The following is a 15,313-nucleotide window of genomic DNA, read 5'->3' as shown; positions in this document are numbered from 1 at the left end:
AAAAAGCCGGCAGCGCAGCCCGGCTTTTCGGAACATTATTTTCCTGATAAACGGATGACATTCCAGGACAGCGGAGTAAAATGAGCCGTTATCCCTTCAGCATTTGCCGAAGACGTTCCGTTGGAGTGCGGAATGACTTCTTTTCTGTTTTTTTGATTGGTCGCTTTCATATCCTGATGCTCCAGCACGATATGCTCAATGATGCGGTAATCTTCAAACCCCCTCAGCCTTATCTCCGTTTCCATCAGTTCCTTGCTTTTGTTGACGGCAAAAATGGTCAGTGCTTCATCCTCTTCATGGTAAACGGCCGCGGCATCAACATACGGTACATCCGTAAAATCCGCTGAGTCGTATTTCGGGGAGGTGATCAGCAGCTTCATTGAAGTCCCTCTCCCGTAGACAGAGGCGTGCATGTAAGGATAAAAGATCGGCTGTCTCCATGCTTCTCCGCCCTTTTCAGTCATGATAGGCGCAATTACGTTGACAAGCTGGGCGAGACAGGCGATCTTCAGTCTGTCCGCATGCTGCAGCATCGTAATCAGCAGTGAACCGATCAACAGCGCATCTTCAAAATTGTAGATGTCTTCGAGGATCGGCCGGGCCGTAATCCATGGCTCCACTTTTTTATCCGCTTCATTTGAGTGATACCACACATTCCATTCATCTAAAGAAAGGTGAATCGTTTTTTTGCTGCGTTTTTTCGCTTTCATATAATCACATACGGCTGTGACGGATTTAATAAAATGGTCTAAATCCATCGACTTCGCCAAATAGTTCTCAAGATCATTTTCATGGTTGCCGTAATACGTATGCAGTGAGATGTAATCCACATGCTCGTACGTATGCTCAAGCACCTCGGCCTCCCACTCGATGAAGGACGGCATGCCGCTGTTTGAGCTTCCGCAAGCCACCAATTCGATCGTCGGGTCCGTCCATTTCATCACCTTTGCCGTTTCAGCAGCGAGCCGTCCGTATTCATGCGCCGTTTTATGACCGATCTGCCAAGGGCCGTCCATCTCATTTCCTAAGCACCATGTTTTGATGCCGTAAGGTTTTTCATATCCGTGCGATTTTCGTAAGTCGCTCCAGTATGACCCTTCAGGATGGTTGCAGTATTCGACGAGGTTCCGGGCGGCATCGATCCCTCTCGTCCCGAGATTGACCGCCATATTCACTTCGGCGTTCACTTTTTTCGCCCACGTTAAAAATTCATTCGTCCCCACTTCGTTCGTTTCTGTCGTCTGCCATGCCAAATCAAGCCTCCGCGGGCGGTCCTTCACCGGTCCGACGCCGTCTTCCCAATTGTAGCCTGAGAGAAAATTCCCTCCCGGATAGCGGATGAACGGCACTTGCAATTCCTTGATTAACTCCTGCACGTCTGTTCTGAAGCCGTCCTTGTCGGCTTTCGGGTGTCCGGGCTCATAAATGCCTTCATACACCGCCCGGCCCATATGTTCTATAAATGATCCGTACATCCGTTTGTCCACTTCACCGATGATATATTCTTTATCTGCTGTAATCCCCGCTTTTTTCATTATATTTCCTCCCTCTCTCTATCCCTTCACTCCGCCTACTGTGAGGCCGGAAATGAAGTATTTTTGGAAAAACAAGAATATGATGATCACCGGCAGTATCGCAAAAACGGACCCGGAAATCAGCATGTCATAGTTGTTGCCGTACGGACTCAGCAGCCCTGAAAGTCCGATTGGAAGCGTAAACATTTCTTTCGACCGAAGCACGATCAGCGGCCATAAAAAGTTATTCCAACTGTTTAAAGATTGAAGAATGATCATTGCCCCGAATGCCGGTTTCATGAGCGGCGCCATAATTCTGAAAAAAATGCCGAATTCGGTGCAGCCGTCCATTCTCGCTGAATCAAGCAGATCCTTCGGAAGTCCGAGCGCATATTGCCGGAAAAAGAACACGGCGACAGGCGACACAATAAACGGCAGAATCACCCCCGTATAAGAATCGATCAAATGAAGACCCACCGTCAATTTGAACAACGGAAGCATCATCACTTCAAGAGGCACCATCATAATGATCAGCACAAGAACGAAAATAATATTTCTGCCTTTAAATTCGTAGACACCGAGTCCGTAGCCGATCAAAGAGGAAAAAAACAGCGTGAGAACCGTGGTGAGAACGCCGAGCAGCAGGCTGTTAAAAAACCATTTGAAATAAATGCTCCCCCCGTTGAACAAATAGGTGTAGTTATCAAGGCTCATCACATCCGGATCAAGACGCAGATTCAGCCCGATGCGCATCAGCTCAGATGACGGCTTTAAAGAACCGAGCAATAGGCAGATCATCGGAAAGATATACAATAGGCTCAGCATGATAAAAAACAAGGTAAACGCGACTCTGTACACAGAAAACATGTAATTGTTACGCAACGCTTATCCCTCCCCTTTAAACGAACCGGACAGTTTCAGTGAAACAAGGCTGACTAGTAAGATGACAAGCAAAAGGACAATTCCGATTGCGGCCCCGTACCCCATTTCGTTGTATGCAAGCCCCTGCTGATATAAATAACCGACAAGTGTGAGGCCGATATTGCCCGGGGAATTATTCTGCCAAAGCACATAGCTTTCCTCAAACATTCTGAAACCGCCGATAATACTGATCGTTAACACATAAACGGACACCGGCTTTAAAAATGGAAGGGTAATATGCCGGAACTTTTTCCACGTACTCGCCCCGTCAATTTCAGCCGCTTCATACAATTCTTTCGGCACGTTTTGCAATCCGGCCAGAAAGTAAAGAATGTTAATGCCCATCCACCTCCATGACGCAAGCAGCACCATTAAAAACATGCCGGTACCTTTGTTGTTGAGCCAGTTTTGGGGTGATGCGCCAAGCTTCATCATCAGCTCGTTTGCAAGCGACGTATTCATTTCTCCGAACATCAGACGGAAAATAATCCCCGCTACGATCGTCGATGTTAGAGCCGGTACAAACAGAGCCGATTTAAACACATTTCTGAACCTGACGAGCTTCGAATTCAGAATCACCGCCAAAAGAAGCGGCACCGGAATCAGCACGATCAGCGTCCAGAAGGTATATTCCAATGTGTTAAACAGTGCGGTGTAAAAGGTTGGATTAAGAAGAGCGGTATAATTGGAAAACCCGACAAATGTAATTTCTCCCGGCAGTATCCGCTGAAAGCTCATGATAAACACGCTGATGATCGGATACAAAAAGAAAACGAGAAACGAAATGATAAATGGCGCCGTAAAAAGATAAGGCGCCGCTTTTTTTGAATACAGCACATTGCGCCGGCGCGGCTTCTCCCGGACTGCAGAAACGGTTTGCGCTGTCTCTGTCTTTACAGGTCTCATAAAAGCTCCCCCGCTTTCACTGTTAAATAGGGCGGCTTCTCCTATTTCTCTAATTGCTCTGCCGCCTCGTCCAAGGCTTCCTTAGGTGTTTTTTCCTGCGTCTTCAGCGCATCAAACAGCACTTGTCTGACAACGAGATCAGCCGCTTTAGAGAAGTCTTCATGCAGATAAATCGGATTGATCTCATCTTTTATTTCAAGGAGCGAGGAAAAAATTGACGTACCGTTCCGGAAGAAATCCGTGTACTTGTTTTTCTCCTTCAATTCTTTTGAATCCCACACGTCCCAGCGGAGCGGGTCAAAGCCGAGCACCGTCCAAAGCTTTATATTCCCTTCTTTTGAACCTTTCGCAAAACCGAGAAATTCTTTCGCGAGCTTCAGATGTTCAGCCTGCTTCGGCACGACGGTGGCTGTTCCGCCTAAACCCGCTGATCTGTCACCGCCTTCTTTCCAGGCCGGCATAGGGTAAATCGCCATTTTTCCTTTTAAATCAGGCATATAATCGATAAACCGTCCCATGTACCAAATGGGCATCAGCACTGAGGCTGCCCCGCCCTGATTCATAAAACCGTAGTATTCTTCGCTGTGATGGCCGCCGCCGGGAGCCGGCAGAAGGGTTTTATCATTTACCATGTCCTTTACGTAATTCAGTGTGTCTGTATTCGTCTTGCTGTTCAGAATCAATTTTCCGTTTTTGCTGTAGTAGCCTGACCCTTGCTGCGAAATCATGGATAGGAATGTGGCGGAGTCGTTTGTTTCAACCGTTCCCATCGGTTTCCCAGATGCTTCACGCACTTTTTTCCCTGCCCGCCGATAATCTTCCCATGTCTTAATGGAGGCGGGATCAACGCCCGCTTTTTGCATAATATCCATGTTGTAAAACATGACGGTCGTCCCCACATGTGTATCAAGGCCGTACAATTTTCCGTTTTTGCTGTACAAGGCCAGACGCGCTTCCACAAACTTATCGCGGTCTTTTTCAATCAGCGGCGTCAGATCGGCAAGCGGGATATCCTTCCCCTTCAGAAAGTTCGAGAACCGGCTTAATTCCACGTCGGCTATATCGGGAAGCCCCTCACCCGCGATCAGCGAAACCGATAAATTATCATGCATTTGTCCATAAGGATAAACAACGGTATTCAGCTTGATTTTGCGTTCCGGAAATTTCTGATTCCATTCTTTGACCATTTCCTGATAAAACTGTTCGTGCAGACCGTTAAACGTCCAAAACGTCAGCTCCGTTTCTCCCGGCCGGCCGGCAGTCCGTTCTTGTGAACAGCCGGCGGTAAACAAGAAGAGCATCATCAGCACCAAACATACAGCGGTCGTTTTTTTCATGTCATTACCCCTTCCACTTTAGGCCGTGCGGCTATTGATGCAAATGAGCAAAGAGCGCTGCATTTTCATTTATGATGGTTAAACCGGTATAACGGTCTCTCAGTGTGTGCGCATGCTTAAGCGCATCGCTGACAAGGTCCTGTTTTACACCGATCTCATCGAAACAAGCGGGACCCCCCGCAGATGCGAGCCATCCGGCAATTGTTTTGCCGTCGGGAAGCCCTTCATATGCAGATTGAATCGCCTCGCGAAAGTGCGGCGGCAGTTCCGCAAGCTTTTCGTGACAAGCCAGTTCTTTGTAAATATCACTCAGCACCGCGCACGCACAGCCGACCTTCGCACCGTGGAGAATCGCAGGCTGTTTTGCCTTCAGCATTTCCATCTCAATCCAATGCGAGATGTGATGTTCTCCTCCTGAGGCGGGGCGGGAGTGGTCAAGCGCAAGCATGACAAGACCCGAAACGATCAGCGCTTCCATCAGTATCTGAATGCCGGCCTCCGTTCCCATGGCAATGTCAGCGCGGTGATCAATGCACTGCCAAAGCGCGTCTTTCACAAGCTTCGCCCCGGCTTCTGAGTACGGCTCACCCGCTAGCCTGCGGGAAATCTCCCAATCTGCCAGCGATGTTATTTTTCCGAGCATGTCTCCGAAGCCCGCGGCTGTCATTGAACGGGGCGCTTCTTTTAATACATTCGTATCCGCAAATAAGGCGATCGGCGCTTTCGTTTGAATCGTCGTTTTGATTCCGTTTAATATGAGCGGCGCTCCCGCCGATGTAAAACCGTCGACTGACGGAGCGGTGGGGAATGAGATAAACGGCAATCCGCGCTGGCAGGCGGCAAACCGTGTAATGTCGTGAATCGTTCCTGAACCGGCCGCAATGATGACATCCGTCTCTTCCGCGAGATTGATCAGCGTATAGACCAATGTCCTCTCATCAGCCGCGGCGGTCCCGGCTTCATGCTCCGGAATGATGACTTTTGACGCTTTGATCCCGCCTGCCCTCAATTCGTCCGCAAGCAGACGTCCCGCCGCCTCGTACGTGTTCCGGTCACAGACGATGACCGGATGATTCCAGCATTTTTTTTGCAGAAATGTGAGAAGCTCTTCTTTTGCATTCGACCCGATCACGATATCTTCTATTTGAATCGGTGAGCGGCTGGCCCCTTCCTTGTCAAACTCGGATTGAATGTCCTCAGGAGAACGTTTCATAAAAGGATTCCCTCCTTCGCTAATTCTGTCAGGTCTTTAATAGAATCAAGGACGATGTCAGGTTCATATAGACGGGGCTCCCCAAGTTTGGCCGCCCCCGTCAGAACCAATACGCTTTTCATTCCGTACAGCCTGCCCATTGCGATATCAGATTCGAGGCTGTCTCCGATAATGGCGCATTCCTCAGGGGGAAGTCCGAGCGCTTCACATGCCGCCTCAGCCATCAGCCAAGACGGTTTGCCGATGACAAGCTCCGTTTTTGCTCCGGCGGATGCTTCAATGGCCCCGATCATTCCCGCGACGTCCATGGCATGGCCGCCTTCATTCGGAAAGGAGCGGTCCCGGTTCGTGGCGATGATACGCGCGCCGGAGGAAGCCGCCTTAAAAGCGAGATTCAGATCCTCATAGGTGACGGTTTCATGCAGGGAGATGACAAGCCAGTCTGCCGCCTGCGGGTTTTGCGCCAAGGCGACACCCGCTAAAGCGAGTTCATCAGTCAGCCCTTTCTCTCCTAACACCCACACCTTTGACAAAGGATAATGCTTCTTTAAAAATGATGCCGTCACACTGGAGGACAGCACGATGCTCCGTTCATCCGTGCGGATACCGGCACCCAGCAGTTTCTTTCGGCACATTGCTCTTGATAGATTGCCGCGGTTGCTTAAAAAGACAACGGCTTTGCCCAGTGACTGAAGGGTATGAACGGCTTCTTTTGCGCCGTCAATCAGCTCCCGCCCCCTGAATACGGTTCCGTCTAAATCAATCAGAAACCCGGCTGCGTCAAGTTTGGCCATAATAAGCATTCGCCCCGTGTTTTCTGTAAAAATGCTTATCATGCAGCACTCTGTCGATCGGACTGAGCTGTTTGTTCAGCATAAGCGAATGGTAGGCCATTTCCGCTACCGTTTCGAGCACAACGGCGTTATGCAGGGCATTCAGCGCGTCCGTTCCCCAGCAGAACGGGCCGTGGCTGTGGACGAGGACACCCGGATTTTGTTCATACGGTTCGTTTTGAAAGGTTTCGGCTATGACTTTGCCTGTATGATATTCATAATCTTTCACAATTTCTTCTTCATACATTTCCCTCGTACAGGGTATAGCGCTTTCAAAGTAATCCGCGTGAGTCGTTCCGAGAGCGGGTATGTCTCTTCCGGACTGTGCCCAGCTCGTCGCCCAGCGGGAATGAGTATGAACGATTCCGCCGATAGCCGGAAACGCTTTATACAGATAAAGATGGGTCGGCGTGTCAGAAGACGGTTTCAGCGAGCCTTCGAGAATGTCTCCGTCCTCATTCAGGACGACCAGTTTGTCAGCGGTCAGCTCACTGTAATCGACACCGCTCGGTTTAATGACGATTCTCCCGCTCTCTCTGTCAATGCCGCTGACATTCCCCCATGTAAACGTGACAAGGTTATGTTCCTCAAGCTTCAGATTGGCGGCGAGCACTTCTTCTTTTAACGCTTCAAGCATGGCGGCTCCCTCCTTTTGCAAAATCACGGTTTTTAATGGCTTTCAGGCGTTTCATGACATTGTTTTCTTTGCCGAAGTAGTGTACGAGCTCTTTATATTCCGCATATAAATTGTCATAAATCTCAGCTCTTTCCGGGTTCGGGGCATAAAAGCCGTCTTTTAATTTCCCCATATGCGCGCATGCTTCAGCAATATTGGAGAATCCCCCGTTTTCCCGTCCCGCGGCGAGCGCTCCGAAAATCGCGGAGCCCAGTGCAGGCGCCTGCGGAGACCCGGATAATTTAATATCCATATTTGTGACGTCTGCATAAATCTGCATGACAAACGGATTTTTTTCGGCGATTCCTCCGGCTGCGTAAAGCTCTTCGACCGGAACGCCGTTTTCCCGGAACGTTTCGATAATCATCCTCGTTCCGAACGCCGTCGCTTCAATCAATGCCCTGTAGATTTCTTCCGGCTTCGTGTGCAGCGTCATACCGAGCATCATGCCCGTCAAATCGGCGTCCACCAAGGTTGACCGGTTTCCGTTCCACCAGTCAAGCGCGAGAAGGCCGCTTTCCCCTGGAACAAGTTCAGCTGCTTTTTTGCTGAGCAGCTCGTGAATGTCTATGTGTTTATCCTCAGCTTCCTTCTCATAGTCTCTCGGAACACACGTTTTGACGAACCATTCAAAGTGGTCGCCGACACAGGACTGCCCCGCTTCATATCCCGCATATCCGGGCAAGATGCCGTTATTGACGACCCCGCACATACCGGGGACGATATGTTCTTCCTCGCCGAGCAGCACATGGCAGGTAGACGTTCCCATGATCATCAGCATTTTCCCCGGCTCTGTAATACCGACCGCGGGCACTGACACGTGAGCGTCGACATTGGCGACGGCAACGGCCGTCCCCGGCAGAAGCCCGGTCAGCTCCGCCATTTTTTCGGTCAAACCTCCTGCTTTTTCCCCGACTGAATAAATGGTGCCGCCTAATTTATCCTTTGTAATCGTTTTCATTAACGGGTTGAGCTTTTCGAAAAAATGATCCGGCGGATACCCCGTCTCCTCATTCCAGATTGCTTTGTAGCCGGCCGTGCAGTTGCTTCGCTTCAATGAACCGCACAATTGATAGACGATCCAGTCTGCCGCTTCCACAATCCGATCTGCCGCCTCGTATATATGCGGCGCTTCTTCCGCGATTTGCATGATTTTCGGGATCATCCATTCAGAAGAAATTTTACCGCCGTATCTTTTAAGGAATGTTTCTTTTGTGTCTTCGGCAATCGTGTTCAAACGGTCTGCATGTTTTTGAGCCGCATGATGCTTCCACAGCTTCACATAACTGTGGGGCTCCCGTTCAAATTCCGGCAGCATACAAAGCGGCTGCCCCGCGCCGTCTATCGGCAAAATCGTGCAGGCGGTAAAATCAATTCCTATGCCGATCACGTCTTTTGGATCAGCGCCCGCCTGCTCAAGCAGGTTCGGAATCGCCGTTTCCAGAACTTCGATATAATCGGCAGGATGCTGAAGCGCCCAGTCCCGAGGGAGTTTTTCACCCGTCTTCGGCAGCGTGCGGTCGATGACGGCATGAGTGTATTCTTTTACCGCAGACGCGATTTCTTCGCCCGTGCGGACATTGACAAGCACCGCCCGGCCGGACAATGTGCCGAAATCAACACCAATCGTATACGCCATATCAATTCCCTCCCAGCCGGTATAATACGTCATTCCATTTCAGCTCTTTTTTCAGCTCATGTATTTCGGTATTGCGGGAAATAAAGATGCTTTCAATGCCTGCCATCTCAGCCCAGTCAAGCATCTGTTCAGCCGTAAGCCGGAAGGACATACAGGTATGGTGGGCGCCTCCCGCCAAAATCCATGCTTCCGCAGCTGTTTTCAGCGATGGCTCCGGCTTCCACAGCACCCGCGCCACAGGGAGATTCGGCATATCATGATCAATTTCCCTGCCTTCCGCTTCATTCAGAATGAGACGGAATCGCCCGCCGATATCAATGATGCTGGCGATGATGGCTGAACCGCCGATTCCGTTAAAGACCAACCGGGCCGGATCTTCCTTCCCTCCGATTGAGAGAGGATGGACTTCGATTTTCGGCTGATCAAGGGCGATCGTCGGACATACTTCAAGCATATGTGATCCGAGAATCATCGCACGCCCCGGTTCAAAATGGTACGTATAATCTTCCATGAAGGAGGTTTGTTCTCCGTCCGCCATTATTTTCATCATTCGCACAAGGGCAGCCGTTTTCCAATCGCCTTCGCCGGCAAATCCGTACCCTTTTTCCATGAGACGCTGAACGGCAAGACCCGGAAGCTGCTTCATTCCGTGCAAAACTTCAAAGGAGGTCGAAAACGCTGTATATCCGCCCCGTTCGAGAAAGGCCGTTAATCCGAGTTCAATTTTCGCCTGTTCTTTAATGGAAGAAACTTTTGCTTCATCCCGTTTTGTTTCGTCGCTGATGACATACAATTTGTCGTATTCCTCATAAAGCGCCTCAATTTCTGAGTCGGTGACGTTGTTCATCACCTCAGTAAGATCGCCGATTCCGTACCCGTCAACCTGCCAGCCGAATTGGATGTGGGCGCCGACTTTGTCTCCGTCAGTAACCGCCACATTCCGCATATTGTCGCCGAACCGGGCTACTTTAATATTCCTGCTTTCATTCCAAGCGGCAGCAGTGTTCATCCATTGCGAAATGTCATGTTTGACTTCCTCATCATTCCAATAGCCTGCGATGACTTTTCTCGTCTGCCCCATTCTTGACTGGATATATCCGTATTCCCGGTCTCCGTGAGCGGATTGGTTGCTGTTCATAAAGTCCATATCAATCGTTTCCCACGGGATGTCCCGATGATACTGGGTATGCAGATGAAGCATCGGCTTTTGAAAAGCGGAAAGACCTTCAATCCACATTTTCGCAGGGGAAAATGTATGCATCCACGTCACGACCCCGGCACAGTTTTCTTGATACTGCGCTTCCCGCAAAACCTCTCTGATCGTTTCAGATGACGTGACAACCGGTTTATGCCTGATCTTGTATCTTGATGACACCCCGCTGAGACCGTCACATATCCCCTTTGCGTGTTTATCGACAAGCTGCAGCGTTTCCTCTCCGTATAAGTGCTGGCTTCCCGTTACAAACCAAAATTCATATTCTTTGTTCTGAAGCACATTCATTTCCCCTTTCCATTAAAATAAAGCGCTTGCATTTTTAGAAATATACGTATGAATATAAACTATAAAACTTTTATCCTTCTATTTGTACGAACAATTTTATTATAGTTAAGGAGGAATCAAACTGTCAATCTTTTATTGCAAGTAAAAAAGCCGGACACACATGCCCGGCTGATCAATTAATAGGAAGGCCAGCCTGAACTCCAATCGATATCATTGATGAGCATCTTCGGAATTCCGCTGTTTTCGGCATCATACGCATGACGCACTAAAATATTTCCGTTCACAATGTCTTGACCGCCCGGACCTTTCCAGCGGTCATTGCCGGAGTCAAGAATCGTCCCTCCGCCTTCTGACATGCTTTTCCCGCTTTTATCGAGATATGGGCCGGTGATGCTTTTGGATCTTCCATAAGCAATTTTGTACGTACTATTCACGCCTGAACAGCATTTATCAAACGACACCATTAAGTAATAGTAGCCGTTCTGGTAGGTGATGGCCGGCGCTTCCAAAGCTCCGCCGTTATTCGGTCTGGCAGCGATGGAATAAAGTGATCCCGTCGGTTTCATTGTATTTTTATCAAGCTTTGTCAGCTTAATGCCGCTCCAAAAAGAACCGAAGGCAAGCCAAGGGTTTCCGTCTTTATCAATTGTCAGCTCCGGATCAATTGCATTGTAGTTATCGGCGCTTGTTGAACGGATGACGAGCCCTTCGTCCTTCCAGTTTCCCGAACTGAGGCTTGTAGATGATGCAAGACCGATCGCGGAGGTATTTTTGCCGAATGAAGAAACGGCATAATACAGCCAATACTTTCCGTTAAAATATTGAACATCGGGGGCCCATTGATTCAGCCCGTAATTCGGCACATAATTGCCCCACCATGACAGCGGGGAAGTAAAGATTGATTTCTGAACGGTCCATACGCCGCCGCTGCCCGCCTTTAAGACGCGAAGCCCCCTCTCCCCTTCCAAACCGGTTCCGAAAGCGTACCACGTGTTTCCTTCCTTCGCCATTGTCGGATCGTGAAGCAATTCATTTGATGCCCCCCAAAACGCGGCAGATGCCGGAGATGAAGACATCAGCAGCAGCCCGGCTGTAACGGCTGCGCACGAAAAGCGGATCATGCGTCTGAATCTGTTTTTCATTTGTAAACCCTCCCCTTTTTTAAAGCGCTTTCAAAAACATGTTGTCAGATTTTTCTATGTCTTCTCTTATTGTAGACGCAGGGCTCATATTTGTACAGACAAAAAAAAGAATCTGCTTAAAAAAGCAGATTCTTCCGTATCTTTATTGGTAAGTAATACGGTCAACTGTTTCCCGGTCTAATTTTTTAATCACTTCTGTGATCAATTTTACCGTATTCTCATAATCATCCCGATGCAAAATAGCGGCATGAGTGTGAATGTAGCGCGTCGCGATCGTAATGGACAGCGCCGGCACTCCGTTTGCGGTTAAATGAATGGAACCTGAATCCGTGCCCCCTCCGGCAATAGAATCGAATTGATACGGAATTCCCGCTTCTTCCGCCGTGTTCACGACAAGGTCGCGCAGCCCTTTGTGAGATACCATTGACGCGTCATACAGAATAATTTGCGGCCCTTCGCCGATTTTGCTTTGCGCCTCTTTTTCAGAAATTCCCGGTGTATCTCCGGCAATTCCGACATCCACACCGAACGCGATATCAGGCTGGATCGTATGTGCCGCTGTTTTCGCCCCGCGCAGCCCGACTTCTTCTTGAACCGTTCCGACCCCGTATACTTCATTGGGGTGATCACTGTTTTTCAGATTTTTTAATACATCGATGGCAATCGCACAGCCGATACGGTTGTCCCATGCTTTCGCCAATAAATGCTTTTCATTGTTCATCACTGTAAATTCAAAATACGGCACAATCTGGTCACCCGGAAGAACGCCCCATTCCATTGCTTCTTCACGGCTGGACGCCCCGATATCGATGAACATCTCTTTAATATCGGCGGCTTTTTTTCTGGCGTCAGGAGGCAGAATGTGAGGCGGTTTCGAACCGATGATCCCCGTGATGTCCCCTTTTTTTGTCACGACGGTGACGCGCTGGGCCAGCATGACCTGAGACCACCAGCCGCCGACGGTTTGAAAGCGGAGAAAGCCTTTATCAGTGATTTGCGTCACCATAAAACCGACTTCGTCTAAATGCCCTGAGATCATGATTTTCGGACCGTTTTCTTTGCCGGTTTTTTTGGCGATTAAGCTTCCCAGCCGGTCTGTTGTGACGTCATCGGCAAATAGTTCTATGTATGATTTCATCACTTGTCTTACTTCTCTCTCATTTCCCGGTATCCCTTTTGCATCCGTTAACGCTTTCAGCATGGTGAGCGTTTCATCTAATTTTGTCATCAATAAACCTCCTTTTTTTCACTACCCTTCTTATTATACAAAACCAATGCTGAAGCATACGATTAATTCGCCTGAAAAACGGGTAAATGTTTTTATCTATTTCTTTTAAAAAAATGAAACCTTTTGTTTTGTTTTTCGTATTACATCAGATCATGACAAAGGTGAGGAGGTGCCTTCACACATATGGCCATTACAGTATTGAGGATTGTCTTGCTTGCACTTCTTATTTATTTTATTTACATGTGCGTCAAATTTTACGCAAACCCGAAAAGAAGGCTCAGACTGGCACAATCAAAAGAGAATTTTTATTTTATTGACGAACAGAAAAACACGCGAAAAAATCTCCAGCTTACTTATAAAGGAGTGCTCTTTGAAGGAGAAAAGCATATCCCTTCCAAAGATCATCCGCTGTTTATTCATACGATATTTGTATGGACCGAAAATCCGGAAAAGCTTAACCGCTTTTCTGCAGGTGATTTTGAAGAAGTCGAAAAAAAGGTATTGGAGCGGTACCCGAATTGTAAGATTGATTGGGACCAGCCCATCAAAAAAGCGAAAAAAGCAGGCGAGCGATAAGCTCTCCTGCTTTTTATGTTTTATACATCAAATACATCAGCACAAGGGCGGCTTCAGTGAGAAAAAGCAGCGGCACCCCGTATAAAAAGGATTTGTGTTTCGTCTTATGCCTGAAGGTGCGCATGCCGATCCATACGCCGAGTGAGCCGAACATGGCGGCTGTGAGCCATATTCGTTTCTCTGATATTCTCCACCGGTGTGCCTTTGCTCTTCTTTTATCAGCGCCCATGATCCAAAAGCCGTATCCGTTTATCAATACGGCGTAAATGAAGAGAGCCATTGATTGTCACCCTTTACGTAAAAAAACCGCTCCCGGAAAGAGAGCGGCTTTTTCAACTTACTTGTCTAACTGAGCTTTAGCAGCATCAGCAAGCTGATTGAAAGCAGTAAGATCGTTTACAGCAAGATCAGCAAGCATTTTGCGGTTTACTTCGATGCCTGAAAGCTTAAGACCGTGCATTAAACGGCTGTAAGAAAGACCGTTCATACGTGCAGCAGCGTTGATACGAGTGATCCAGAGCTTACGGAAATCACGTTTTTTCTGACGGCGGTCACGGAATGCATAGTTTCCTGATTTCATGACCTGCTGGTTTGCTACTTTGTATAATCTATGTTTTGAACCGAAATAACCTTTTGCTAATTTAAGAACCTTTTTACGACGCTGACGCGACACAGTTCCGCCTTTTACTCTTGGCATTATATTTCCCTCCTAATTGTTCCTTGTCCGATTACTTGATGTTAGCAAGCTGTTGTTTGATGCGTTTGAAGTCTCCTGCGCTTACAATAGCACCCTTGCGAAGCTTACGCTTTTGCTTTTGGGATTTGTTGGCGAATAAGTGACTTGTATATGCATGAGAACGTTTTAACTTCCCAGAACCTGTCTTTTTAAAACGTTTAGCAGATCCGCGGTGAGTTTTCATTTTTGGCATGGGATTTCCTCCTTATTGCTTTTCGTTTTTCGGCGCGAGCATTAAGAACATGCTGCGGCCGTCCATTTTTGGTTTTGTTTCGACTGTCGCAACTTCCGCACATGCTTCAGAGAAACGGTCCAATACGCGCTGGCCGATTTCTTTATGAGTGATTGCGCGCCCTTTAAAGCGGATAGAAGCTTTCACTTTATCGCCTTTTTCAAGGAATTTAATCGCATTGCGCAATTTCGTGTTAAAGTCATGCTCATCGATCGTCGGACTTAATCTAACTTCTTTTAAGTTAATGATTTTTTGATTTTTGCGTGCTTCTTTGTCCTTTTTCTGCTGCTCGAATCTGAACTTACCGTAGTCCATGATGCGGCAGACAGGCGGTTTTGCATTTGCTGCAACTAACACAAGGTCAAGATTTGCGCGGCCGGCGATTTCAAGTGCTTCCTGACGGGACTTGATGCCGAGCTGATCGCCATTTTGTCCGATCAGACGAACTTCACGTGCACGGATACCCTCATTAACCAATTGATCTTTGCTAATAATGAGCCACCTCCATAGTTTCTTCGAATTGATTCACAACGCTTTTTGACTGCATTCTGCAGGCAAACAAAAAGTGCGGGCATGACAACACACCCACACTACGAACATCTGCATAAATAAAAATGTACGGTCAACCTGCCAACTACATGAATGTGTCAATCAGGTGAGAAGCGGGTGCCTCTGCTTGTGATTTATATTCAATTCAATAACTATTCTACACAATACCGGATCATTAGTCAAGAATGACTTCTCCGGATCAACTTTTTCATTTTAACACGATGCCGGGGCGAGCGCAAGGAAAAATGTGAAATTTCGTTCTTTGCCGCACGCGGATGCTGCCGGACAATAAAAAACCCGGGTCTATGAC

The 15,313-nt window shown here is 48.1% G+C and carries 16 protein-coding genes and 1 other annotated feature; of the genes, 1 reads left to right on the top strand and 15 read right to left on the bottom strand.

Going from position 1 to position 15,313, the window contains the following annotated elements; all coding sequences use genetic code 11:
- Nucleotides 1-35: 35 nt before the first annotated feature.
- The 11 genes from arfA to OVA33_RS10770 all read right to left on the bottom strand — a co-directional run bounded on the left by arfA (nucleotide 36) and on the right by OVA33_RS10770 (nucleotide 12,910).
- Nucleotides 36-1,535 carry an arabinosylfuranosidase ArfA gene (gene arfA / locus OVA33_RS10820; protein WP_017418319.1) on the bottom strand — a complete coding sequence of 500 codons (1,500 nt, stop codon included), beginning with the start codon at nucleotides 1,533-1,535 and terminating at the stop codon, nucleotides 36-38.
- Nucleotides 1,536-1,553: 18 nt separating this feature from the next.
- Complete coding sequence (locus OVA33_RS10815; protein ID WP_007612991.1) at nucleotides 1,554-2,381, bottom strand: arabinooligosaccharides ABC transporter permease AraQ; 828 nt, start codon at nucleotides 2,379-2,381, stop codon at nucleotides 1,554-1,556.
- Nucleotides 2,382-2,399: 18 nt separating this feature from the next.
- Complete coding sequence (locus OVA33_RS10810; RefSeq protein WP_007612994.1) at nucleotides 2,400-3,341, bottom strand: arabinooligosaccharides ABC transporter permease AraP; 942 nt, start codon at nucleotides 3,339-3,341, stop codon at nucleotides 2,400-2,402.
- Nucleotides 3,342-3,382: 41 nt separating this feature from the next.
- Nucleotides 3,383-4,678: an arabinooligosaccharides ABC transporter substrate-binding protein AraN gene (locus tag OVA33_RS10805; protein WP_017418320.1), complete on the bottom strand. Its 1,296-nt coding sequence runs from the start codon at nucleotides 4,676-4,678 to the stop codon at nucleotides 3,383-3,385.
- Nucleotides 4,679-4,709: 31 nt separating this feature from the next.
- Nucleotides 4,710-5,891: a sn-glycerol-1-phosphate dehydrogenase gene (locus OVA33_RS10800; protein ID WP_017418321.1), complete on the bottom strand. Its 1,182-nt coding sequence runs from the start codon at nucleotides 5,889-5,891 to the stop codon at nucleotides 4,710-4,712.
- A complete protein-coding gene (locus tag OVA33_RS10795; protein ID WP_370530869.1) occupies nucleotides 5,888-6,694 on the bottom strand; it encodes a sugar-phosphatase AraL in 807 nt (268 codons plus the stop codon). The genes OVA33_RS10800 and OVA33_RS10795 overlap by 4 nt, the downstream gene beginning before the upstream one ends.
- Nucleotides 6,672-7,361 carry an L-ribulose-5-phosphate 4-epimerase gene (gene araD, locus OVA33_RS10790; protein ID WP_003152509.1) on the bottom strand — a complete coding sequence of 230 codons (690 nt, stop codon included), beginning with the start codon at nucleotides 7,359-7,361 and terminating at the stop codon, nucleotides 6,672-6,674. Before araD ends, OVA33_RS10795 begins: the two co-directional genes overlap by 23 nt.
- Nucleotides 7,354-9,039, bottom strand: coding sequence for a ribulokinase (gene araB, locus OVA33_RS10785; protein WP_014418598.1), 1,686 nt, complete (start codon nucleotides 9,037-9,039; stop codon nucleotides 7,354-7,356). The genes araD and araB overlap by 8 nt, the downstream gene beginning before the upstream one ends.
- A 1-nt stretch (nucleotide 9,040) precedes the next feature.
- The gene (gene araA / locus OVA33_RS10780; protein ID WP_017418324.1) at nucleotides 9,041-10,534 is read right to left on the bottom strand and encodes an L-arabinose isomerase; all 1,494 of its coding nucleotides are present in this window, start codon (nucleotides 10,532-10,534) and stop codon (nucleotides 9,041-9,043) included.
- 182 nt (nucleotides 10,535-10,716) lie between these two features.
- Entirely contained in the window at nucleotides 10,717-11,682 is a 966-nt protein-coding gene (locus OVA33_RS10775) for an arabinan endo-1,5-alpha-L-arabinosidase AbnA (protein WP_012118149.1), read from the bottom strand.
- Nucleotides 11,683-11,824: 142 nt separating this feature from the next.
- Entirely contained in the window at nucleotides 11,825-12,910 is a 1,086-nt protein-coding gene (locus tag OVA33_RS10770; protein WP_063636773.1) for a M42 family metallopeptidase, read from the bottom strand.
- A gap of 183 nt (nucleotides 12,911-13,093) precedes the next feature.
- Here OVA33_RS10770 and OVA33_RS10765 point away from each other — a divergent pair, with 183 nt between their 5' ends.
- Nucleotides 13,094-13,486 carry a hypothetical protein gene (locus OVA33_RS10765; protein ID WP_003152498.1) on the top strand — a complete coding sequence of 131 codons (393 nt, stop codon included), beginning with the start codon at nucleotides 13,094-13,096 and terminating at the stop codon, nucleotides 13,484-13,486.
- Between the two features lie 13 nt (nucleotides 13,487-13,499).
- Here the strand turns inward: OVA33_RS10765 and OVA33_RS10760 are convergent, their stop codons facing one another.
- From OVA33_RS10760 to infC, 4 genes are read right to left on the bottom strand one after another with little or no spacing between them, the layout of a single operon-like run.
- Nucleotides 13,500-13,766 (bottom strand): DUF1294 domain-containing protein, encoded by a 267-nt coding sequence (locus OVA33_RS10760; RefSeq protein ID WP_007613018.1) that lies wholly within the window; start codon nucleotides 13,764-13,766, stop codon nucleotides 13,500-13,502.
- 57 nt (nucleotides 13,767-13,823) lie between these two features.
- Nucleotides 13,824-14,183: a 50S ribosomal protein L20 gene (gene rplT / locus OVA33_RS10755; protein WP_007613019.1), complete on the bottom strand. Its 360-nt coding sequence runs from the start codon at nucleotides 14,181-14,183 to the stop codon at nucleotides 13,824-13,826.
- A gap of 31 nt (nucleotides 14,184-14,214) precedes the next feature.
- Entirely contained in the window at nucleotides 14,215-14,415 is a 201-nt protein-coding gene (rpmI, locus tag OVA33_RS10750; protein WP_003152493.1) for a 50S ribosomal protein L35, read from the bottom strand.
- A gap of 12 nt (nucleotides 14,416-14,427) precedes the next feature.
- Nucleotides 14,428-14,949, bottom strand: a complete 522-nt coding sequence (gene infC / locus OVA33_RS10745) for a translation initiation factor IF-3 (RefSeq protein ID WP_071543361.1) — start codon at nucleotides 14,947-14,949, stop codon at nucleotides 14,428-14,430.
- 58 nt (nucleotides 14,950-15,007) lie between these two features.
- Nucleotides 15,008-15,138, bottom strand: a sequence feature (ribosomal protein L20 leader region).
- Nucleotides 15,139-15,313 lie beyond the last annotated feature (175 nt).

It is taken from the genome of Bacillus sp. KICET-1, from assembly GCF_027721405.1.
GTDB lineage: Bacteria > Bacillota > Bacilli > Bacillales > Bacillaceae > Bacillus > Bacillus velezensis.
This window is presented reverse-complemented; position numbering and strand designations above follow the sequence as displayed.